Origin of the sequence: Streptomyces sp. x-80 (assembly GCF_046549095.1) — a bacterium.
Classification (GTDB): domain Bacteria; phylum Actinomycetota; class Actinomycetes; order Streptomycetales; family Streptomycetaceae; genus Streptomyces; species Streptomyces celluloflavus.
The window spans coordinates 310,184-332,711 of the sequence record NZ_JAJPWM010000010.1; the positions used below are offsets into that span (position 1 = coordinate 310,184).

A 22,528-nucleotide genomic window follows, 5' to 3' on the forward strand; every position below is an offset into this window, starting at 1 on the left:
GGCGCGGCATCGGCCCCTCACTCCGCCCGGGGCCGCGGCTGCCAGGTCGCCGTGATCGTGAGGCTCGCCCGGCCGTTGACCCCGACGATGCCGAGCTTGAGGTCCTGGCCGACCTGCACACCGAACTGCACCGACAGCTCGTTCGGCGGCTGTTCGGACGTGGTGATCACGTCGTGGATCTCCTGGAGCAGGGGGCCCAGCGGGCGCAGGGTCGTCCGCAGCGCCGCGACGGCGGCCGTGGTGGTGCCCGCACCGCTCCGGGGTGCCGGCACGGTCGGGCCGGTGCCTTCGGGCGGGTCCGCTCCATCGGGCGCGTCCGCCTTTTCGGGCCGGCCTTGGGGGGACGGGGCGGGACCGGAGCCGGTCGGGGTCAGTTCCAGGCGGATCGTCGTCCCGTCGCGGAGGCTGAGTTCGGCGAGCTGCGGTTCTTGGGGCTGCGGTTCGGCGAGCTGCGATTCATGGAGATCCGGCACGTTTTCATTGTGCCGATCGCCCACCGGCGTGACGGGGGAACAGCGGAACAGGGGGACGGGGGAACGGGGGGGGGATCCTGCCCGGTGAGCGGTGAGCGGTGAGCGGTGAGCGGTGAGCGGTGAGCGGTGAGCGGTGTCCGGCGGAGGCGGGTGGTTGCCGGGGAGCGGGGGCACCTCTGTGGGTGGTGTGTGTGATGCGTCGGTCGCGCAGCGTGCCGGTTTGGTTACGATTCGCAGCGATATTGGGAGAGCGTCCCGATACGTCATGAAGGGCGACCATATGTCCAGACCCCGTATGCCCTCACTCGTCCGCGCGTCGCTCGCCGCGGCCGCCGCGTTCGCTGCCGTTCTGTCCGTGTTCGGTCCGGCTCCGGCGGCCCGTGCCGCCGACAGCCGTGCGCCGAGTTATGTGGCCCTCGGTGACTCCTACAGCGCCGATGTCTTCGTACGGCCGTGGGGCGAGAGCGACGGCTGCGGCCGCTCGTACCGCGACTACCCGCACCAGGTCGCGCAGGAGCTGGGTCTGCGCCTCACCGATGTCACCTGCGGCGCGGCCGAGGTGCGGGACGGCGTTCTGGGGCCGCAGCCGGCCTCGAAGCTGCACGGCCCGCCCTCCGTACCGCCCGCGGGCGGCTGGCGGGAGAAGCGCCCGCAGATCGATTACCTCCACGACGACACCGACTACGTGAGCGTCGGCATCGGCGGGAACAGCCTCGGCTTCGGGGGCATCGTGACCCAGTGCCTTGAGCGCGGCGCGCGGTCGCTCGGCCTCGGGACGCCGTGCACGGACTACTTCACCACCGGGGAGGGGCGGGAGTGGCTGGCGGGCAAGTTCGTCCAACTGGACCACGATTTCGGTCGGATGATGACCGGGATCCGGGACCGGGCGCCGCGGGCCAAGGTCCTGGTCGTCGGCTATCCGGCGATCGTTCCGGTCAACGGCGGCTGTAGCTGGGGCGTCTGGCGTCAGCTCGGCACCACCGCCAAGAAGGACATGCCCTGGCTGGACGGCCTGGAGCGCGAGCTCAACGAACTGATCGAACGGCACGCCGTCGAGCACGGCGCGACCTATGTCGACAGCTATGGGCCGAGCGCCGGCCACGGGCTGTGTGAACCCGAAGGTGAGAGGTGGATGTACGGGGTCAAGGACGACCTCACGGGAGACGGGGACCAGACGGATACGCCGTCCGCACTCTGTGACGAGATCCCTGGCAACGGTGAGGCGTGCACCTTTGTGCACCCCAATGTCCATGGCGCGGACAACCAGGCACGTCAGGTCCGGGCCGCTTTCGAGCACCGGCGCGCGCTCGTTCCGGTGGTGGGGCGGCAGATCCTGACGGTACGTGGATCCGGAGTGCTCTGACGGATCCGGAGCGTTCTGACGGCAGGTGAATCCGGCCTGTTCCGTTGCCGGTTGCTTCGGCGGCCGGCGGCGGGGCGGGCCGCAAGCGATTTTACCGGGCATTCACGGGAAATGCATTCATTCACCGTCCGCATGAATCGGGCGGTCCGGCTATTTGTCCGGCCTCGCACCGTCCCGTTAGCTTCGTCCGCGGTGCCGAACCGGCGGCGCCGAAAAGACGGTACGGGGCACGGTGAATGTGATGCACCTCGGTGATGACGGGTACGGGAACGGCGCGGACGGGTACGGCTCGTACCGGCGCTGGTGGGCATTTGCCGGAGTGGGCGTCATCAGCTTTCTCGGGTGTATCGATCTCACCATCGTCAATACCGCGGCCCCGGAGATTCAGGGCGATCTGGGCGCGACGGTCACCGAACTCCAGCTGGTCGTGAATATCTTTATCGCGGCGCTGTCCATGTTCATGGTGACGATGGGGCGGCTGGCCGATGCGCACGGGCGCCGGCGGGTCCTCTACTGCGGGACCGTCGTCTTCGGGGTCGCTTCGCTGGCCGCCGGGGCCGCCACGGACGTGCGGCTGCTCATCGTCTGCCGCTTCGTACAGGGCGCCGCCTGCGCCGTGCTCTACACCGCCACCAGCGCGATCGTCGCGCACGCCTTCCCGCCGGAGCAGCGCGGCAAGGCCATCGGGGCGCTGTACGGCGTCAACGGCGTCGGCCTGGCGGTCGGTCCTGTGCTCGGCGGGGTCATCGTCAGCGGGTTCGGCTGGCGCTGGGTGTTCTGGCTGAATGTTCCGCTCATCGTCATCGCGCTGGCGATGTGTTTCCCGACGGTGCGGGAATCGCGTGGTGGCGGAAACGAGCGAATGGACCGGCTCGGGCTCATCTTGCTGACGGCCGGGCTGCCCGCGGTCATTCTGGGGCTTACGCTGGGGGACACCTGGGGATGGGGATCCGGGCGAATTATCGGGCTGCTGGGTGGTGGGGGGCTGGCACTCGCCGCGTTCTGCGTCGTGGAGCGCAAGGTTGTCTCCCCGATCATTGATTTCCGGCTCTTCGCGAACCGTACGTTCATCGGTGCCATCGTGGCCGATTTCTCACTGGCTTTCTTCTACTGCCTGGCGTTCTTCCTGATGCCGCTGTTTCTGTATTCGGTACGGCATTACCAGGGATACGCGAGCGGGCTGATGCTGCTGCCGTGCACCGCGCTCGTGGCGCTGCTCTCCCCGGTGGTGGGGCGGCTGGCGGACCGTTTTCCGCCACGGCTGCTGCTCTGCGTCGGCTTCGCCGCGTTCGCGCTGTCGGCCGTGCTCCAGGCGCGGTTCACCCGCGACAGCGGCGTCGCCGGCATCGTGGTCGCGTTCCTGCTGATGGGCGCCGGCTGGGCGTTCGTACTCGGCCCGGCCACCGTCGCCGCTCTGTCCTCCGCACCGGACCGGCTGGCGGGGACGGCCGTCGGCGCGTCGTGGACGTTCCACAACCTGGGCGGGGCGATCGGGCTGGCCGTCGGCATGGCGGTCTACCGCTGGTCCGCGGCGGACTCGCTGACCGACGCCCTCGCCGCGCGGCACCTGCCCGGCGGGGCGTGGGCCGAGGCGGTGGTCGCCGATCCTTCGGCGGGCGCCGCGGCGCTGCGCACGCACACCGGTCTGGGCAGTCGGGAGGCCGATGAACTCTTCGGTGATCTGTTCCTCCGTGGCAACCAGGCGGCGATGTGGCTGCTGGCCGGGGTGGCCGTCGTCGCCTTCCTGGTCATCTCGCTCGGGATGCGTGGTGGGCGGAGTGGGGGCGGGGCGGCGTGTCCTGCGGGGGAGGGGGCCGGGGCGGGCGGGGGCACTGGGAGCACCGGGGGCACTGGGAGTACCAGGGTCGCCGGGAGCGCCGGGAGCGGGCAGGGTGTCGGGGCTGCCGAGACTGCCAAGGCTGGCGGGGCCGCCGAGACCGCCGGGGCCGCTGAGGTCACCGAGATCACCGAGATCACCGGGTCCGTAGGGCCGCTGAGGTCTGCGGAGGGCTGATGCCTGATGCCTGATGTCCAGTGCCCGATGTCCGATCTCCGATGTCCGATGTCCGACGGATGACGACCGACGGATGACGACCGACACCGCCAAGGTGGCGTTCGACGCCCTGTCTAGGATTCGGGGCATGCGGAACTCGCAGGGCATGCGGAACACGCAGGGCGTGGGGAATGCACAGGGCGTGGGGAATGCACGGGGCGTACCGATCGTGCCCGGTGCGCCGATTGTGTCGGGTGTGCAGACGGCTCCGGGTGTGCAGACGACCCCGGGTGCGCGGAAGCCGCCCGCCGCGGGGATCGAACTGCACCATCTGCGCTGTTTCGTGGCCCTGGCCGAGGAGCAGCACTTCACGCGGGCGGCCGAGCGGCTGGCGCTCTCCCAGCCGACGGTGAGCCGTACGATCCGGCGGCTGGAAGAGCTGATCGGCTACCGCCTGCTGGAGCGTACGACCCGGCAGGTCACGCTCACGCCGGAAGGCGACCGGCTGTATGACGAGCTGCGGATGCTGCTGCCCCGTCTGGACGCGGCGCTGCGGCCGGTCGCGGACGGTTCCTTCTTCCGTATCGGTTTCGCCTGGGGATTCCCCGCTACCTGGCCGCAGGCAGCCATCGAGCGGTTCGAGGCGGAGACCGGCATCGGCGTACGCGTCCACCGGCACGATGCCGCGCTGGCGGGAGTGGACAGCGGTACGGCCGATATCGCGATCCTCCGGGGCCGGGTCACGGCTCCCGGCATGCAGGCGGTCACGCTGCTGCACGAGCCCCGCATCGCCGCGGTGTCGGTGCGCTCGGAGCTCGCCGGACGGGACGAGATCAGCTGGTCGGAGCTGTCCCGTCGGCGTCTGGTGGTGAACCGGGTCAGCGGTACGTCGGACCTGGCGGACTGGCCCGTGGGCGCGCGGCCCGAAGTCGCCGCGTACTGCGAGAACTTCGACGACTGGCTGGAGGCCGTGGCCGGAAACCGTGGCGTCGGCGTCGTCCCCGAGTCCATCGGCCGACGGCACATCCACCCGTTCGTCTCTTTTGTAGCGATACCCGACGCGCCGCCGGTGCCGCTGCACATCGTCTTTCCCCGGCACCACGCACATCCGCTGACGCCTCGGTTCCTCGCGCATGCGCGCGCCACGGTGGGGCAGTGCGAGGGCGGGCGCGCCGCCGGTGGTGCGGCCACCCTGCCGGACCGGCCCGCCGCACCCGGTTCCCCCTGACTCCCCCGGTTCCCTCTGACTCCCCCGGGTTCACCCGACTCACCCGGTTCACCCGCCACGCCCTCCCCGTGACCCGTCCGGCCCATGAGGATTCGCCGCGCGGCCCCGTACCGGAAAGCCTTGGGAGGTCGAGGGTGCCGCCCGGCGGCGCGGACCCGGAGCCGTATCCGGGTACGGCTCCGTATCCGGATACGGAGTCAGGGCCGGCCCCATGGCACAACGGTTTCCTCAATGACGGTGTCGCTGGACGACGATGTCCCGGCGGACGGGCGGGAGCGGGAAGAGGCCGGTGCGGATGCTTCGAGGCGGCAAATACCGTATCGGCGATCGGGAACGGAAGGCGCGGCATGCCCGGATGTCCCCGCTCGGCCGCCGGCTGGCGCGCTGGCTCCCCGTCCTCCTGATCGCCGCCGGCCTCCTCTTCGACATCGGGACCCCGCCCCGCTACACGGCCTCGCCGTTCTTCTCCGCCGCCCCCCTGGTCGCGGCGCCCCTCTACTCCCTGCGTACCACCGCCATCACGGCCGTCGCCGCCGTCGCGGGCGAGCTCTGGGTCGTCACGTACCACCGTGGGGCGACGGTGAACGAGACCGTCGCCGAAGCCTCCACGGTCTTCGTCGTCGCCGTACTGGCGCTCGGCATCAACCGGGTCGTACGCCTCAGCGATGCCCAGCTGGCGTCCGTACGGGACGTCTCGGAGGCCGCCCAGCGGGCCCTGCTGCCCACGCCACCCGCCCGGATCGGCCCGCTCGCGGTCGGCGCGCGCTATGTGGCGGCGCGGGCGGACGCCCGGATCGGCGGTGATCTCTACGCGGTCCAGGACACCCCGCACGGCGTACGGATGATCGTCGGCGATGTACGGGGCAAGGGGCTGGAGGCGGTGGAGGCCGCGGTGGTCGTCATCGGTGCCTTCCGGGAGGCGGCGGAGCAGGAGGCCACCCTGGAGGCGGTGGCGGGCCGGCTGGAACGGGCGCTCCAGCGGGAGGGCGGGCGGCGCGAGGGCATCGACCAGTTCGAAGGGTTCACCACGGCCGTGCTCGCGGAGGTCCCCGCCGATGAGCGCGCCGCACTGCGCGTCCTCAACCGCGGCCACCCGGCCCCGCTGCTGATCGGTCCGGACGGCGGGCTGTGCGAGCTGACCCCGGCATCGCCCGCGTTGCCGCTGGGGATGAGCGAGGTGGCGGGGTGGCCGGACCGGGCGGACGAGACGTTCTTCCCGGCCGGGTCCATGTTGCTGCTGTTCACGGACGGGGTGACGGAGGCACGGGACCGGACGGGGGAGTTCTACGATCCGGCGGCCCGGCTGCGCGGCCGCCACTTCACCGGGCCGGACGACCTCCTGGACGCGCTGGTCGAGGACGTCGCCCGGCATTCGGGCGGGGCGTCGGCGGACGATATGGCCCTGCTGGCGGTGCGGCGGCCGCTGGGGGCGTAGGGGACGGAGGGTGGCGCAGGGGCGTATGTGAGGCGGGGCGTATGTGAGGTGGGGCGTGCGTGACGGGAGGGTCGTACGTGACGGGAAGGTTGTACGTGACCGTGACCGTGGCCCGGCCCGGCCCGGACGTGCGGACCGCCGCCGCGGCTCACCCGCCGGCTGCCGGCTCCCGGAGCCAGTGCAGGTGCTCGCCGTGCTGGCCGGTGAGGGCGACCGGGCGCTCGTCCAGCGCGAGGGTCAGCGGCTGTCCGTCCTCGGGGCGCAGCGCCTCGTGCGCCGGAGTGGTGATCCACGGCAGGACGCTGTGGTGCTCGTTGGAGATCCAGTGACCGGGGCCCGGCCGCTCCGCGAGAAGCGACCGTACGAGCCGGGCGAACTCCTCGCGGCGGTCGAGCGGGAGATAGGTGAGCACGGAGGTGTGGAAGACGACGAGGGTCGCCTCCGGCGGGGCCTCGGCGGCGAGGGCGGGCAGCTCCTCGACCAGATCGCCGCGCACCATCCGCGGGCGGGGCACCGGCCGTACCGCTTCGACGGCGGCCGAGAGCCGCGCCGCCCGGTCCGGGTCGCCCGGCCAGAGGAGGGCGTGCAGCCAGCGGAGGTCGTCGGGTTCGGCGGCCGGATCGAGCGGGTTCAGGTCGATGCCCGCTCGCCAGACGATCTCGGGGAGAGCGCCCGCCGCCCCGGGAGCCGGGACCGTCGGCTCCGCCGCTCCGGCCTCCCGGCTCGTCCGGCACTCGAACGTCACCGGGTTCTCCGGCGCCCCCACCTCCGTCCCGGTCCCCGCGGCCCCGGCGTTCCGGTACCGGTACCGATAGCGGTCGGGGTACAGGCACAAGCCCGCCGACGCGCCGACCTCCAGCAGCGCGAGCGGCTGCGGGAGGCGGGCGAGCAGCGGCAGCAGCGTGGCGCAGCGGCCCGGTTCGTTGGTCTGGGTGGCGCGCCGCATGATCACCGTCCGGACCTCGTCCCAGTGCCGGATCGTCCACTCGCGCCAGCGCCCGTACGCCGACTCGCCGCGCGGGCCCTGTTCGGCGTGCGGACCGTCGAGATAGCGGACGGCGGCGAGGAGGAGGTTCGGCTGCTGCTTGTTGCCGGCGGGCAGCGACCCCGACAGCAGATCGCAGAATTCCGGGTCCTGGCTTATACGTGCGGTCAGTTCCTCGTGGGCCTCGGACCGTCCCCGAGCCTGCCGCCAGGAGAAGTCCCGGTACCGATCCGCAACTGTCTGCGCGTTGTTGACGACGTTCACGACGTTGACGACCATGATCAGACCGTAGCGCTCTTACGCTCCGTAGCCATCGTGCACCCCTCTGCATAACGACTGGCGCACAATCGTCGAAGGTTCGTTTGCCGACGTCCGGTCAACTCGCCCGGTTTGACGCCTTCATGGGTGAAAAAGTCCAGGCCAGAACCGACCTGAAGTCGGTGCGGATTCGGGGGAACGCTTGGAAATCGGCCGCCGTCTCTATTACTGTCCGATAACGGAGCGCGGTCGTTTCAGCCGTCGCAAGAGGCGGCCCCGCGCGCCGACGCCGAATCCCGCAAGCGCACTTCAGGCACGTCAGACGCGTCCAGGCACCTCAGTACCGCACGTCGGACAGCACCACACAGCAGCACAGAGCACCGCGTCGATGTGTACGGAACGCGCCGAGGGAACCGGGGAACCACCACCTTGGGGTGAATCGGACGCCTCCCGCCAGCGGGCGCCCGTAGGAGACCTTCCTGCTCCGAACCCGTCAGCTAACCCGGTAGGCGAGAGGGAAGGAAAGGAGTGCGCCCCCGTGGCGTCCAACAGCTCTGCCTCCGAGGTTCCGACCGCCTACGACCTCGCTGACCGCGGCCCCACTGACGGCCCGTTCGCCGGCCCCTTCGATGCCCGTATGGCCGGCCCGTCCGATGTCCGTAGGGATGGCCTCGGCGACAGTCGTGGGGTTGGCCGCAGCCGTATCGACGACCGCCGTGTCGACAGCAGCATCGACAGCCGTGCCGACAGCCGCATCGGCGGCCGTGATCCCGGCCGTGCGTACGGCGGTGCGGGCGATCGCGGCGGCGCTGGGCTGGGGAACGGCGACGGACGGATAGCCGGGGGCGGACGGACGGGCGGCGACCGTGGCACTGGCGCCAATGGCGACGGCACCGTCAGCCGTGACGCCACCGTCATCGGCGGTGGCACCGTCGATGCCGTTGGCGTTGGCGACGGCGATGGCGACGGACCGTGGGACGAGTGGAATCCCGCCGAGGAATCCATCCGTACGGTCCGTGGCAAGCACCGGGTCGGAAAGCAGCGCAGCAGCGGGTTCGCCCGCGGCGGTACGGTCCTGGGCGTCGGCGTCATCGCGGCGGTCGGCGCGGGCGGGATGGCGTCGGCCGAGGACAAGCCGCCGCTTCCGATCTCCATGCCCGACCTGCCCGACCTGCCCGACCTGGGCGGCATCGCCGAGGACATCGTCGACAAGCTGCCGGACCCCGCCTCCCTCCCGGGTATCGGCGCCCTCATGTCGTCGGACGGCACGACAAACTCCGCGAACGCGGACGCGAACGCGAACGCGAACGCCGGCGTGGGCGTGGGCGCGAAGACAGCCGCGAAGACAGACGCGAAGACGGATGCGAAGACGGATGCGGACACCAGCTCCGTCCTCGTCCAAGCCGGTCTCAGCCCGGACGAGGCCGCTCCGGGGCAGGGCCAGGGCGCGGGCGAGGCGCTGCGCAGCCGCATCTTGCAGCAGGCCGATACGCAGCAGGGCACGGCGGAGCAGGAAGCGCGCGAAGCCGCGGAGCGGGCCGCCGTGCAGCAGGCCGAGCGGGACGCGGCCGCGCACCAGGCGAAGGCCGAGCAGGCCGCGGCGGCCAAGAAGGCGGCGGCGCTGGAGGCCAAGCGGCAGGAGGAGGCAGCGGCCCGCGAGAAGGCGGAGGCCGCGCGCCTCGCCGAACTGGCGAAGAACTTCGTCGTCCCCGTCTCCTCCTACACCCTCACCGCCGGCTTCGGCCAGGTCGGCGACCGCTGGGCGGCGAACCACACCGGGCAGGACTTCGCCGCACCGACCGGCACTCCCGTCAGAGCGGTTCACTCCGGCACCATCACCCAGGCGGGCTGGGCCGGTTCGTACGGTTACCGCATCGTCCTCACCCTCGACGACGGCACCGAACTCTGGTTCTGCCATCTGTCCTCCATGGTGAAGACCTCCGGCAAGGTCACCACCGGCGACGTCATCGGCCGCGTCGGCGCCACCGGCAACGTCACCGGCCCCCACCTCCACCTGGAGGTCCGCCCGGACGCCGGCAGCCCGATCGACCCCACGTCCTGGTTCCGTGACCGCGGCCTGAACATCTGAACCCGAACGGGCCCCATGCCCGACGCCTCGCACCCAGCGCACCGAACCCCACACCCCACACTCCTCACTCCGCACTCCTCAGCCCACACCCGAACGAACCACCCAACCGGAGTAATTGGCCCTCCCTTCCCCCCTCCCTCGGAATAACTCCTCTCCGGGCCACGCTGAAACCGCGTATGACCGCGACACAGAAGCCCCTCGGCTCGCTCTCCGTCTCCCCGCTCTGCCTCGGCGGCAACGTCTTCGGCTGGACCGCGGACGAAACCGAGTCCTTCGCCGTTCTCGACGCGTACGTGGCGGGCGGCGGCAACTTCATCGACACCGCCGACGTCTATTCGGCCTGGGTACCGGGCAACAAGGGCGGCGAGTCCGAGACCGTCATCGGCAACTGGCTGGCCGCGCGCGGCAACCGTGCCGACGTCGTCATCGCCACCAAGGTCGGTGCCCACCCGGACCTCAAGGGCCTGTCCGCCGCCACGATCAAGCGCGCCGTGGACGCCTCCCTGACTCGGCTGCGCACGGACTACATCGACCTGTACTACACCCACTTCGACGACGAGTCGGTCGAGGTCGCGGAGTTCCTCACCGCCCTCAACGACCTCGTCCAGGCCGGCAAGGTCCGCGAGATCGCCGCCTCCAACATCTCGGCCGCCCGCCTCGCGGAGTCCCTGGAGTTCTCCGCACGTGAGGGCCTGGCCCGCTACGTCGCCGTACAGCCCCATTACAACCTGGTCTCCCGCGACACCTACGAGGGCGAACTGGCCGATGTCGCCGCCCGCAACGGCCTGGCCGCCATCCCGTACTACGCCCTCGCGTCCGGCTTCCTGACCGGCAAGTACCGTCCGGGCACGACGGTGGAGAGCGCCCGCTCGGGCAAGGCGGCGGAGTATCTGGCCACCGAGCGCGGCCGCAAGGTGCTGACCGCGCTGGACTCCGTGGCCGCGGCCCACCACGCCGAGCTCGCCACCGTCGCCCTCGCCTGGCTCGGCGCCCAGCCCACGGTCGCCGCCCCCATCGCCAGCGCCCGCACCACCGCCCAACTCCCGGCCCTCCTGGCCGTTTCCGACCTCACCCTCACCGACCCGGAACTCACCCTGCTGAACGAGGCTTCGGCCTGACCGGCTGACCGGCTGACCGGCTGACCGGCTGACCGGCTGACCGGCTGACCGGCTGACCGGCGGGGGCAGAGCATGGTTGCGGGCCGGGGCGGTGATCGCCCCGGCCCGCAACCATGTCCTACGCCTTGTCCTTACGCCTTGCCGTTACGGCCTCACGACCGACGGTCGGCCGCCACCCACGAAGCGAGCGCAACCCCACCCGCCACCGCGAACACCGACGGCCACGCCCCGATCTTCTTCGCCAACGGATGCGACCCGGCGAACGCCGCGACATAGGCACCGCTCAACGCCACGGCCGTCACATTCCCGGCCTTCCGCTGCCACTCCCGCGCCGCCACCGCCCCCGCAGCCGCCAGAGCCACCCCACCCAGCGGCCGCTTCTTCGTCCATCGGGCGACGCCGTATCCGGCCACCAGCCCACCTGCGGCAACCGCACCGGTCGGTACACCAGCCATTTCAAAACCTCCGCATCTGGAATGAAGGAACCAAACCGACTCTATGCGCGAGCGCTCCGCGGCTGGCAGTCCCCGGCTCCTTGGCAGCACGGCTCCGCACTGAAGGGCATCGCAGGACCATCCCGAAACCTGAGAGCCGAACTGCCCTCAGGTCTACGGATCGCCGGTGCCGATATGCGCGATGTGCGCCGGCGTGGGTCGCGCGGCAGCTCACTCCGTCGTCAGGGCTATTCGATCACCAAGGATATTGAGAGCCTGGGTACTGGTTCTGCGGTTGGCATCTTCTGGAGGCAGGGAACCGCAATGTTCCGCAGCTCCGCCCACGTTCAATTTGTGTGGCTGTTCGGGAAGAAGAGCGCGAGGGGGCTGGTCTGGGTGTCGATGAATTCCCGTGGCCGATTGGCCTGCGGACACAGCCCAGAGCCGATAAGGCGGGAGGCTCATGTCCGGTGCGGGTGCAGCGGAAGGGGCGGCGGTGGAGGGGAGACCGGCCGATGCGTAGCCACCAACGCCCCCGCCAGCGCCGGATACGCCCACCCCCGGTGCTGCCACAGATGGTGCAGGAGGGCCGCCTCGCGCTTGCTGAAGTCGGGGGTGGGGCCGATGAGGTGGGCGCGGCGGCGGTGGAAGGAGAGGGCGGTGGCGAGGGCGGTGTATTCGGTGACGGCGCGGGCGGCGGCGGGGCCGTGGGTGCGGCGGGCGATGTCGCGGGCCAGGGCGCGGGTTTTGAGGGAGGAGAGGGCGGTGGGTTCGGCCGGGGAGAGCCAGCCGGCGGCCGTGTAGGGGGCGAGGTAGCGGCGCAGTGAGAGCAGCTCTTGGTGGCGGGCCCAGATCGCGAGCCAGGTCAGGGCGGTGAAGACGGGGACCATGAAGAGGCCGTAGATGGTGAGGAAGCCGAGGTCGCCGATGGAGGCGGCGGCGTTCCATATGGCGTGCAGGAGGACGGCGGTCAGCAGGCCGAGGAGGGCCAGCGCGGTCCGTGCGGCGCGGCGGAGGGGGTAGCGGGTCGCGGCTATGCCGAACGCGAGGCCGGTGAGGATCGTGAAGAGCGGGTGGGCGAAGGGGGACACGATGACGCGGACGAAGAAGGTGCCCGCGGTGAGTGAGTTCAGCCCGGAGTGGCCCATCGACCGGTCCTGGCCGAAGGCGTTGCCGAGGTAGAGGATGTTCTCGGTGAAGGCGAAACCGGTGGCGGTGATGCCGGCGATGACGATGCCGTCCGTGATGCCGTCGAAATCATGTCGGCGGAAGCGGTAGAGCAGCAGGACGGCGACGGCCTTGACCGATTCCTCGACGACCGGGGCGACGACGGTCGCACCCCACGCCTCGGCGTCGGACGGGGAGGCCGAGGCGATATTGGCCGCCAGCCAGTCGGTGGCGAAGCTGTTGGCGAGGATCGCGACCAGGGTGGCGGCGCAGGCGCCCCAGGCGAAGGCGAACGCGAGGTTGCGCCAGGGCTCGGGCTCGATGCGGTCGAGCCAGCAGAACGCCGCGAGGAGCAGCGGTACGGGAAAGACGGCGAGACCGAGTCCGACGAGGAAGCCCTCGGTGCCGGTCTGCCGGCGGACCAGCGCGACGATGACCGCGCCGGAGAGCGCGAGCAGGGACACCAGGGCGATGGCGCGGACGGTCCTGCTGTGCCAGAGCGCGGTGCGTCGGCGGGCGTAGCCGTACGGACGGGTGTGGGGGGTGTGGGGGGTGTGCGCGTCGGGTGTGTGCAGGCAGAGGCCGGGCGCGTACGCCGGTGGGGGCGGTTGCGGGGACGGCCGGGACGGGTGCACCCATCGACCCTAACGAGGGTGGCGGCCCCGCACCGGTCGGCGGCGAGGAGGGGCCTCGTAGCGGGGCGGTGCAGGGGGCGCAGGAGAGTGACGACCCCGCGCACAATTGGGCCGCCCGCGCGTCGTTGAACCGCCCGCGCACCGTTGGATGGTCTGCGCACCGTTGGGTGGCCTGTGCCGACTGCGGCCCCGTGCCGACTGCCGCCCTGTGCGGCCCCGCGCCGTCGGCCCTCCGCACGCTCACCGCACGCCCCCTCCGCACGCCCGCCGCTCGGCGAGGGCGGCTCCCCGCTCCGAGCCGCGGCACGGGAGCCCCTCCGATGGCGCTCCCCTACACCGCCCGGCGGCGGAACAGCAGGTCGTGGACGACGTGCCCCTTGTCCAGGCCCTGGCCCTCGAACTTGGTGAGTGGCCGGAAGTCCGGCCGCGGTGCGTACGAGGGGTAGAGGTTCTCCAGCGTCGGTTCGGCCGAGAGGACTTCGAGCATCTGCTCGGCGTACGGTTCCCAGTCGGTCGCGCAGTGGACGAGGGCGCCGTGCGCGAGGCGGGTGGTGACCAGCGAGATGAACTCAGGCTGGATCAGGCGGCGCTTGTGGTGGCGCTTTTTCGGCCACGGGTCGGGGAAGTAGACCCGCAGCCCGGCGAGCGAGGCGGGGGCGAGCATCTCGCGCAGGAGGATGATCGCGTCGCCGTTGGCCACCCGGACGTTGGACAGGCCGTTCCGCTCCGCGAGAGCGAGCAGATTGCCCTGGCCGGGGGTGTGGACGTCGCAGGCGAGGATGCCGGTGTCCGGGTCGGCGGCGGCCATCTGCGCGGTGGCCTCGCCCATACCGAAGCCGATCTCCAGCACGACCGGCCGCCCGCCGAAGAGCGCGGCCAGATCGATACGGGAGAGCCCGTCGATGTCCCGCCCCCAGGTGGACCACAGCCGGCGCAGCGCATCGGCCTGACCGGGCGAGACGCGGCTGCGACGGGGCTGGAAGGAACGGATCCGCCGCTCGTGGTGCGAGCCCGCCGGGTCGGCCGCGGGGCCGGTCCCGTCGGGGAACATCGGCTCGGTGCGGCGGGCGGCGACGCTGGCGCCGGACGCGGACCGGGGCGCCCCGGAGGCGGAGCCGGCGGACCGGGCGGTGCCGGCCGCACGGTCGTCGGTTTCGCGGGCGCCGGCCGGGCGCGCGTGGGCTTCGGGGGTGGTGGGGTTCTCGGACACAGTGCGTCGATTCTACGGAAGGGGGTCCGGAGAGCGGTCCGGGAGGCGGCGCGGAGGCGGCCCGGCCGTGGGAAGGATCAGAAGGAGCCAGGGGGTTGGCGCGGTGCGGAGCGCGCTGCATACGATGCGTGGCCGATGTAATGAGAACCAAACCAGGGGGTCGGTTCATCGTGTCGCAGGGTGGCCAGGGCAGTGCCGAGAATCCGGACGGGCCGAGGGCTGCGGCATCTGGCCCGGGGCAGGGATATCCCGCCGGCCCGGGGCAGTCCGCCGGCCAACGGCAGCCCGGTGAGTACGGTGCGCCGGGAACGTCCCCCGCTGCGCCGTCGCCGGTCGCCGGTTCCGCGCAGGGCAGTCCGCAGTCCGCTGTCCCCGCGCCGGGGCAGGCCGCCCCCTCGCCTTTCCCTCAGCAGGGGCAGCCGGGAGTTCCGGGGTATCAGGGTGCGGCTCCCTATCCGGGCGGGCCCGGTTATCAGGGCCAGGGCGTGCCTGGTCAGCCGCCTGGTGCACCGGTACAGCAGCACATGGGACAGGGGGCGTACGGCGCTGCCGGCCAGCAGCCCGGAGGGCCCCTCCCGGGCGGGACCCACCATCCCCCACAGCAGGGGTACGCGTATCCGCCGGCCCCGCCCGGCGGGCAGCCGCCGGGCCCGGCATACGCCCAGCAGCAGGCCCAGGTCCCCGGCGTGCCCGTGGTAGCGCAGTACCCGGGAGTGCCGGGCCGGCCCGGTGGGTCCTCCCGTGGCAAGGCGCCAGTGGTCATCATTCTGGCCGTGGTGATGTTCCTGCTGATCGGCGGCGGTGTCGGCGGTTATTTCCTGTTCAGCGGCAAAGGCTCCGGCCACACGGCCGATGAACGGCCGGCGGATGCCCTGCCGCGGGTGTGGGAGGCGCCGCTGCCCGCCTCCGAGAGCGAGAACCTGGGCCGCAACGGCCTGCGCACGATGTGGGCCGACAACAACGACGTCATCTACGGCGACGACCAAGGCGTACGGGCCTTCGACCGCAAGAGCGGCAAGAAGAAGTGGACGGTCGAGACGCCCAAGGGCGCCGGCGAGGTCTGCGCCATGTCCGAGGCGCCGAGCGACGACGGTGTCGGTGCCGTGGTCTTCGACGCGGGCGGCAACGACTGCTCGTTCCTCTCCGCCGTCGACACGGACACCGGGCACACGCTGTGGTCGAAGAACCTCAAGGGGCGAACGAAGGAGCGCACACCGAGGGTCGTCGTCAACGGCAAGGCCGTCGGTGCCGCGATCGGGAACACCTTCGCCGGCTTCACCATCACCGGCGGCGGCGAGGCGTGGAACGTGACCACCCGTGGCCACGACTGCCGGACGTCGACGGGGCTGAGCCCCCAGTATCTGGCGATCTCCAGTGACTGCACCGACGCGAAGCCGGCGCGGCAGATCTCCCTCCACGACCTGGAGCACCGCAGCATCACCTCGGACATCCCGGATGAGCAGCGGTCGGTCGAGCGCACCCTGTCGGACCGGCCGCTGACGCTGCTGATGCAGACCGGCGACGGACCGGACGCCGAACGATCCATCCAGACCTACACCAAGGACCTCAAGCCGAGTCACTCGTTCCCGCTCAACGGGGAGCTGAAGGATCTGGACTTCCAGCCGCGCACCACCTTCGTCGATGAGAACGAGCAGGTGCTGGTGTCCGCCTACCGCAACAACGGAGGCATGGCGGCCACGGATCTGCGGACCGGCAAGCTCCTGTGGTCGAAGAGGGAGACGGCGGCCACCGCGCTGGAGGACGGAAAGGTGGTCGCGGTCGCCGGGCCGGTGGCTACCGGTGGCGGCCGGGATCCGCGCCTGGTCACGCTGGACCTGCGCAGCGGTGAGGAGAAGGTCATGGGCACGCTGTACGACCCGAAGCACTCCTTGCCCAGCCCGATGCAGATGTCGCTCCGCTGGAACGGGAACGAGAAGACGCTGTACGTCCAGGGCGAGCGCCTCAGCGACAACGCGCCGAGCATCCAGGCATTCAAGGCGCCGAACAGCTGACCGCCCCGCCGGCCCAGGGCGCGGAAGGTGTGGGTCGGCCGGGGCGCAGGGCTGCCTACCCCCGCCCCTTCCGCACCACCCCCAGCATCCCCAGTACCCGCCGTGCCACCTCACGTCCGATCGGGAGGGAGGCGGTGGCGGCCGGGGAGGGGGCGTTGAGGACGTGGATGATGCCGGGGGAGGCGGTGAAGAGGAAGTCGTCCACGAGGGTGCCGTCGGGAAGGACGGCCTGGGCGCGGACGCCCGCGGGGGCGGGGCGCAGGTCTTCCTCGCGGACGGCGGGCAGGAGGCGGCGGACGGCTTCGGTGAAGGCGTGGTGGGAGAGCGAGCGGTGCAGCTCGCCGGCGCCGTGGCGCCAGTGGCGGCGGGCCAGCTGCCAGGTGCCGCGGTAGCCGAGAGTGCCGGCCAGGTCGGCGCGGCGGACGGTGCGCCAGTCGTAGCCCTCGCGGGCCAGGGCGGGGACGGCGTTCGGACCGATGTGGACCGCGCCGTCGACGCCGCGGGTCAGATGCACGCCGAGGAACGGGAACGCCGGGTCGGGCACGGGGTAGACCAGGCCGCGGACGAGCCCGGCGCGGTCCGGGGCGAGCGTGACGTACTCGCCGCGGAACGGGACGATCCGCATGCCCGGTGCGTCGCCGGCCAGGCGGGCGATCCGGTCGCTGTGCAGGCCCGCGCAGTTGACCAGGGCACGGGCGCGGTAGACCGGGCCGGCGGCCGTGCGGACCGCGACGCGACCGGGGCGGCGGCCGATGGCGGTCACCTCCGCGCCGTACACGACCCGCGCTCCGGCGTCCACGGCCTGGCGGGCGAACTGCCGGGCGACCGCGGCGAAGTCGCAGATACCGGTCGTGCCGACATGGATGGCGGCCAGGCCGCGCACCTCGGGCTCGTACTCCGCTATCTGGGCGGGGCCCAGCTCGCGCACCGGCAGGCCGTGTGCGCGGCCGCGCTGGACCAGGCCGTGCAGCCGGGGCAGCTCGCCGCGGTCGGTGGCGACGATCAGTTTGCCGGTGACGTCGTGGGGGATGCCGTGCTCGGCGCAGAACTTGATCATCTCCGCCGAGCCCTGGAGGGCGAAGCGGGCCTTCAGCGAGCCGGGCGGGTAGTAGATGCCGCTGTGGATCACACCGCTGTTGCGCCCGGTCTGATGGCGGGCCGGGCCGGACTCCTTCTCCAGGACCACGACGCGGGTGCCCGGCGCGGCACGGGTGAGCGCACGGGCCGTAGAGAGTCCGACGATGCCGGCACCGATCACCAGTACATCGCAGTCGTACGCCGCCACTGCACCTCCCCAACCGCGTGACCGCGGGCCGACCCCTCCGCGGACCCGCGCATCATCCCGACGCCATCACCCATCATGCCGCGTGGTGCTGACAACGGCCCCGAGCCACGGCACCGGGCGACAACGCCGGGCCGCGGCGCGGGGCCCTGGCACCGACCGGCCACCGGCCCGGCCACCGCACCCCCGCTCCGCGCCGCCGGCTAAGCCGGCGCGGCCAGCAGCGGCCGGGCCCGTTCGCGGAGCTCCACCACCCGGGGCTCGTCGCCGTACGGCTCCAGGCGGTGCAGCAGATCGCGGACGTACTCGGTGGTGCGGGCCGAGGAGATCCGGCCGGCCACCTCGACCGCGCGGGTGCCGGCCGCGCAGGCCGCGTCGAGGTTGCCCGACTCCAGTTCGGCGACCGCGGAGACGACGAGGCGCAGGCCGTGCGAGCGGACGAACTCCTCGGTGGGCCGGGAGAGCGCCTGCTCGGTGAAGCGGCGGACCTGGCGCGGCAGCCGCAGATCGCGGTAGCACTCGGCGGCGTCGGCGGCGAACCGCTCGTAGGAGTAGAAATCCAGCCACGACGGATCCGGGTCGCCGCCGCGGGAGCGTTCCAGCCAGCCCTCGGCGGCCTTCAGCGCCACCTCGCAGGCGCGTGCCTCGCCCGCCTTGGCCTGGGCGCGCGCCTCCACCAGCCGGAAGAAGCTCATGGTGCGGGCCGTCGCCAGTCCGCGGTTGCGTTCGAGCGCGGCCTGCGCCAGGTCCACGCCCTCGTCGGCGAATCCGCGGTAGGTCGCCTGGAGTGACATGGAGGCCAGAACATATCCCCCCAGTGGCACATCGGCGGCCGCGCGGGCGAGCCGCAGCGCCTGGATGTAGTACCGCTGCGCCGCCTCCTGCTGGCCCGTGTCGAAGGCCATCCACCCCGCCAGTCGGGTGAGTTCGGAGGTGGCCCCGAAGAGCGCCCGGCCCACTTCGTCGCTGTACGAGGCGAGCAGCAGCGGGGCCGCGTCCACCCGCAGACACTCCGGCACCATCGAGGAACGCCAGTCCCCGCCGCCGTACTTGGAGTCCCAGCGGCGCGCGTCCTCCGCCGCCTCCCGCAGTTTGCTGACGTCGCTGTGGCCGACATGCTGCAGAATCCCCGCGTCGCCGGCGGCCGCGGCATCCTTGTCGCGCGCCTCGGCCGCCGCCCGCGCCACCGAGCTGTCGGCGGGGGATATCAGCCAGCGCGAGGCGGGTGTCGCGTACGCGCTGACGGCGAAGGATCCGGCCAGGCTCTGCCAGATACCACCGCCGCCGGCCCGCCGTCCGGCCAGATCCAGCCGGTACAGCTCGGTCGCGGAGCGCACCGCGGCGCCCACGTCGCGGGGGAACGTCAGGCCCACTTCGGGTGCCGGGTCCGCGTCGGCGAGCCCGATCTCGTGCAGCGGCACCGGCCGGCCGAGCTTGCTGCCGATCGCGGACGCGATCAGATGGGGCGCGGCGCCCTGGGGCACCATGCCCTTGGAAACCCACCGGGCCACCGACGTCTTGTCATAACGAAGCGTCAGTCCGCGCTGCGCACCGAGGTCGTTGACCCGGCGCGCCAGTCCGGCATTGCTGATACCCGCGAGGGCGAGAACGGTGCCGAGCTTCTCGTTCGGCCCGCGTATATCCCTGGACATGCGCACCCCTCGACACAGCGACGGCCGCCCCGGTACCCCGGGGCATGCGTCCACCCAGAGTAGTTCGCCGCATCCCGACCGTTAAGGGCCGGTGTCCCGGATGGCGAGATTCGTGTTCAAACAGGGGTGCGGGAATTGGCATGTGCTCCGGGTACGTGTGCCCGTGCGCCCGGCCGTGCGCGCTGGCCCCCCTCCGGCCGGAGCGCTTCGATGGGTCCTGCGTGGGTCGGCCCGCTGCACTGGATCCAGTGGGCTGGGGGATACCGCCACCTCATTCCCCGCGGGTGGCGGTCCGGTCCGGGGGGCGAAGCCCGCCTCCCGGACCGTCGCGCGAGCGGGTCGCGGCAGCCGGCCGTCCGGTTGGCGCGACTTCCGGACACCGCCAACTGCTCTGTGTGGTACGGACTTTGGCCGAAATGTGGCGGGGGAATGTTTCGCGCCGCGGCTCGCCAGGGGGCCACACGGGGGGTCACCCGGGGCCGCCGCGCCCGTACCCCGCGCCCTCGCCGCCGGGCCGCCGTGCCCACGTCCCGCCCCGGGCCCGTACCGCCGTCGTGCCCCGCCCTGGGGCACGAACCGCCCGCATCCGGGCATCCTCCGACGCCGCCGGCGCGTCCCCACCATGGCAGCATGGTCCGCACAACAGCTTGGCGATCCGCTGTACGGGCGGCCGTTGGCCGCGCGGCGGACGGGGAATCGGGTGGAGGCGGCGATGCGCTGGTTGGTGGGGTGGAGCAGTGCCACCACGGGACCGGCCGCCGCCAGGGAGCGCCGTTCGGTCCTGCCGGTGGGCGCTCAACTCCTGTGGGGCGACCCGGATCCGCTGTGGGCGGTCGGCGACTGGCGGCCGGACGAGGTCCGCGTCGTCCAGGCCGACCCGGGGACCCGGCTCGCCGTCTTCGGCGTCTGCGGTGCCACCGACGACCAGCTGCGCGTCGGCCTGTTCGCGGCCCGCGGCGGCGCGCTGCGCCATCTCACCGCCTGGCCGGGCAGCTACACCGCCGTCGTCCAGGTGGGACGGCGGCTGACGGTCACCGGTGATCTGGCCGGGGCCCGGCCCGTCTTCCACACCCCCTGGGAGGGCGGCACCGCCTACGCCACCGCCGCCCTCCCGCTCGCCGACCTCATCGAGGCGGGCCTCGACGTCGGCCACCTCGCCGCGCTGCTGGCCTGCCCGGACTCGCCCGAGGCGCTCGGCGCCGGGACGCCGTACGAAGGGGTCCGCCGGGTGCCGCCCGGCCACGCCCTCGTGCTGCGCGGCGGCGCCGGCGACATCACCTCCTACGAACCGGCCGCCTCGCTCGCCGTCGGCGCGCCCCAGCTCGCCCCGGAACAGGCCGTGGACGGCGTCCGGGAGGCCCTCGTCGAGGCCGTCCGGGTCCGGCTGGCCGGCCCGCGGCACGCCCCCGACCCGGACGGGCGGGACGGTCTGGACCCCGGCCCGGTGCCCGGTATGGGCCCGGCCGAGCGGCGCGCCGCGCGCGGCGGCCCGGTCCCCGGCGTCGGCGCCGACCTCTCCGGAGGCAGCGCCTCCGGAACCCTCGCGCTGCTGGCCGCCGGCCTCCCCGGCCCGCCCGGGTCGCTCAACGGGCAGGGCGAACGCCTGCTGGCGGTCACCTTCAACGACCGTGCCACGAAAGGCGGCCGGTCCGCCCGCGAGGACGAGCTGGAGCGCGCCCGCAGCATCGCCGACAATCCGCGGCTGCGGCATGTCGTCGTCGCGGCGGGCGAGGAGGCGCTCCCCTACGCGGACCTGGGGCGCGGCCCGCTCACCGATGAGCCGGGGCCCGCCCTCACCAGCGCGGCACGCCACCGCCTACGGCTGCTGGCCGGCAGCGCGGACCATCTCGTCGGGCACGGTGCGCGCCAGGTCCTGGACGCCCACCCGGCCCGGCTCGCCGACCTCCTCATGGACCGCCGCCGGCGCCATCTGCTGCGCCCGGTCACCGCGCTGGCCAAGGCCGACGGCGGGTCCGCGCAGTCCGCGCTGGTCCCCTTCACCGTCTACCGCGCCGCCCGCCGGCTCGCCCGTACGCCCTACGGCGCCGGGATCGCCGACGCAGCGCGTCGCCTCCTGGAGCGGCGGTTCGCCGACGAACCGGTGACCGGCGGGGCGGTGGACGCCTCGCTGGCCGCCCTCACCTGGTGCCGGCCGGGGCCCGCGGCGCGCTGGCTGACGGGCGAGGCGCTGGCCGAGGTATCGGTCCGGCTCGCGGACGCGGCGACCCGCTCGCCCGGCGCCGGCCGCCCCGGGGAGCGGCGCGCCCGCGCGGCGCTGGCCCGCCACGCCGCCGACCACCGCGTCTTCGAGCAGGCCGCGGAGGTCCGCAACCAGCGGCTGCACGCGCCCTTCCTGGACAACCAGGTCGTGCTCGCCTGCCGCGCGCTGCCGGACACCCTGCGGGTCCAGCCCGGGGCGCGTGCCGCGGTGCTGCGGTCGGTCCTCTCCGGCGCCGGGGTACGGGATCTGCCGCCCGGCTGGGGCGCCACCTCGCACGCCACCCACGCGGCCGCGGTACGCGCCGGGCTGCGCGGCGCCGTCGACGATCTGCTGCACCTCTTCGACGCGCCGCTGCTCGCCGACGCCGGGCTGGTGGAGGCCCGGGTCGTCCGCCAGGCGCTCCGCTCGGCGGCCGAGGGCGCCGCGCTGCCCCTGGACGGGCTGGCGGAGCTGGTCGCCACGGAGCTGTGGCTGCGGCGGCTGCTGACGCGGCGGGGGACGTGCTGGACGGGGGAGGGGGCACGGCAGCGGGCGGTCGCGGGGGGAGTGGTTCCCCGCGACCGGCTCTAGGCGGCGTGGGCGGTTGCCTGTGCGCGCCATGTCCTCGGCGGTTCGATGGTGGTCCGTGTGCCCGATGTCGTGGGCGGTTCGACGGTGGTGCGTGCGCCTGACGTCGTGGGCGGTTCGACGGTGGTGCGTGCGCCCCACGTCCTCGGCTGCGGCGCCGTGCGGGGTTTTCCGCCTTCGGCGGGAGGGGGGTGTGGGGCGGGCGCGCGGGCTGTCGTCGTGGTGACGGGGGCGGGTCTCCGGGGTGGGTGCTCGGACTGCTTCGCTTGACGTCCGAGCACCCACCCCGGAGACCCGTCCCCTCCCGTACGGTGTGCGGCTGCCCCTCGTGAGGGGGTGAGGGAGGGGGAGGAGGCCCGCCCGGGGGGGGGGAAGTATGGGCGGTGCTGACGGGGAGGAAGAGGTA

15 protein-coding genes and 1 riboswitch are annotated in these 22,528 nt (G+C 72.7%); of the genes, 8 read left to right on the top strand and 7 right to left on the bottom strand.

Annotation, left to right across the window (positions count from 1 at the left end; translation table 11 throughout):
• Nucleotides 1-17: 17 nt before the first annotated feature.
• Nucleotides 18-473 carry a CU044_2847 family protein gene (locus ACLJWH_RS22345; protein WP_411143501.1) on the bottom strand — a complete coding sequence of 152 codons (456 nt, stop codon included), beginning with the start codon at nucleotides 471-473 and terminating at the stop codon, nucleotides 18-20.
• A gap of 280 nt (nucleotides 474-753) precedes the next feature.
• On the opposite strand from ACLJWH_RS22345, the gene ACLJWH_RS22350 reads away from it, so the two are divergent.
• From ACLJWH_RS22350 to ACLJWH_RS22365, 4 genes are all read left to right on the top strand, one after another.
• Nucleotides 754-1,836 (top strand): SGNH/GDSL hydrolase family protein, encoded by a 1,083-nt coding sequence (locus ACLJWH_RS22350; protein WP_411143502.1) that lies wholly within the window; start codon nucleotides 754-756, stop codon nucleotides 1,834-1,836.
• 241 nt (nucleotides 1,837-2,077) lie between these two features.
• Nucleotides 2,078-3,850, top strand: a complete 1,773-nt coding sequence (locus ACLJWH_RS22355; protein WP_411143503.1) for an MFS transporter — start codon at nucleotides 2,078-2,080, stop codon at nucleotides 3,848-3,850.
• Nucleotides 3,851-4,085: 235 nt separating this feature from the next.
• Nucleotides 4,086-5,057 carry a LysR family transcriptional regulator gene (locus ACLJWH_RS22360; RefSeq protein ID WP_411143504.1) on the top strand — a complete coding sequence of 324 codons (972 nt, stop codon included), beginning with the start codon at nucleotides 4,086-4,088 and terminating at the stop codon, nucleotides 5,055-5,057.
• 355 nt (nucleotides 5,058-5,412) lie between these two features.
• The gene (locus ACLJWH_RS22365) at nucleotides 5,413-6,492 is read left to right on the top strand and encodes a PP2C family protein-serine/threonine phosphatase (RefSeq protein ID WP_411143505.1); all 1,080 of its coding nucleotides are present in this window, start codon (nucleotides 5,413-5,415) and stop codon (nucleotides 6,490-6,492) included.
• A gap of 148 nt (nucleotides 6,493-6,640) precedes the next feature.
• On the opposite strand, the gene ACLJWH_RS22370 is transcribed toward ACLJWH_RS22365, so the two are convergent.
• Nucleotides 6,641-7,756 carry a DUF2332 family protein gene (locus tag ACLJWH_RS22370; RefSeq protein ID WP_411143506.1) on the bottom strand — a complete coding sequence of 372 codons (1,116 nt, stop codon included), beginning with the start codon at nucleotides 7,754-7,756 and terminating at the stop codon, nucleotides 6,641-6,643.
• Between the two features lie 371 nt (nucleotides 7,757-8,127).
• Nucleotides 8,128-8,262, top strand: a riboswitch (cyclic di-AMP (ydaO/yuaA leader).
• Nucleotides 8,263-8,651: 389 nt separating this feature from the next.
• On the opposite strand from ACLJWH_RS22370, the gene ACLJWH_RS22375 reads away from it, so the two are divergent.
• The gene (locus ACLJWH_RS22375; RefSeq protein ID WP_411143531.1) at nucleotides 8,652-9,824 is read left to right on the top strand and encodes a M23 family metallopeptidase; all 1,173 of its coding nucleotides are present in this window, start codon (nucleotides 8,652-8,654) and stop codon (nucleotides 9,822-9,824) included.
• Between the two features lie 176 nt (nucleotides 9,825-10,000).
• Nucleotides 10,001-10,942 carry an aldo/keto reductase gene (locus tag ACLJWH_RS22380; protein ID WP_411143507.1) on the top strand — a complete coding sequence of 314 codons (942 nt, stop codon included), beginning with the start codon at nucleotides 10,001-10,003 and terminating at the stop codon, nucleotides 10,940-10,942.
• Nucleotides 10,943-11,094: 152 nt separating this feature from the next.
• On the opposite strand, the gene ACLJWH_RS22385 is transcribed toward ACLJWH_RS22380, so the two are convergent.
• From ACLJWH_RS22385 to trmB, 3 genes are all read right to left on the bottom strand, one after another.
• Nucleotides 11,095-11,397 carry a hypothetical protein gene (locus ACLJWH_RS22385; protein ID WP_411143508.1) on the bottom strand — a complete coding sequence of 101 codons (303 nt, stop codon included), beginning with the start codon at nucleotides 11,395-11,397 and terminating at the stop codon, nucleotides 11,095-11,097.
• 440 nt (nucleotides 11,398-11,837) lie between these two features.
• Nucleotides 11,838-13,178: a PrsW family intramembrane metalloprotease gene (locus ACLJWH_RS22390; protein WP_411143509.1), complete on the bottom strand. Its 1,341-nt coding sequence runs from the start codon at nucleotides 13,176-13,178 to the stop codon at nucleotides 11,838-11,840.
• Nucleotides 13,179-13,509: 331 nt separating this feature from the next.
• A complete protein-coding gene (gene trmB, locus ACLJWH_RS22395) occupies nucleotides 13,510-14,388 on the bottom strand; it encodes a tRNA (guanosine(46)-N7)-methyltransferase TrmB (RefSeq protein WP_411143510.1) in 879 nt (292 codons plus the stop codon).
• 755 nt (nucleotides 14,389-15,143) lie between these two features.
• Here trmB and ACLJWH_RS22400 point away from each other — a divergent pair.
• Entirely contained in the window at nucleotides 15,144-16,400 is a 1,257-nt protein-coding gene (locus ACLJWH_RS22400) for a PQQ-binding-like beta-propeller repeat protein (protein WP_411143511.1), read from the top strand.
• Between the two features lie 55 nt (nucleotides 16,401-16,455).
• Here the strand turns inward: ACLJWH_RS22400 and lhgO are convergent, their stop codons facing one another.
• Both lhgO and ACLJWH_RS22410 read right to left on the bottom strand, forming a co-directional pair.
• Nucleotides 16,456-17,685, bottom strand: coding sequence for an L-2-hydroxyglutarate oxidase (lhgO, locus tag ACLJWH_RS22405; protein WP_411143512.1), 1,230 nt, complete (start codon nucleotides 17,683-17,685; stop codon nucleotides 16,456-16,458).
• A gap of 200 nt (nucleotides 17,686-17,885) precedes the next feature.
• Nucleotides 17,886-19,334, bottom strand: coding sequence for a hypothetical protein (locus tag ACLJWH_RS22410; RefSeq protein ID WP_052861638.1), 1,449 nt, complete (start codon nucleotides 19,332-19,334; stop codon nucleotides 17,886-17,888).
• Nucleotides 19,335-20,046: 712 nt separating this feature from the next.
• On the opposite strand from ACLJWH_RS22410, the gene ACLJWH_RS22415 reads away from it, so the two are divergent.
• The gene (locus ACLJWH_RS22415; protein WP_411143513.1) at nucleotides 20,047-22,125 is read left to right on the top strand and encodes an asparagine synthase-related protein; all 2,079 of its coding nucleotides are present in this window, start codon (nucleotides 20,047-20,049) and stop codon (nucleotides 22,123-22,125) included.
• The last annotated feature ends 403 nt before the right edge of the window (nucleotides 22,126-22,528 follow it).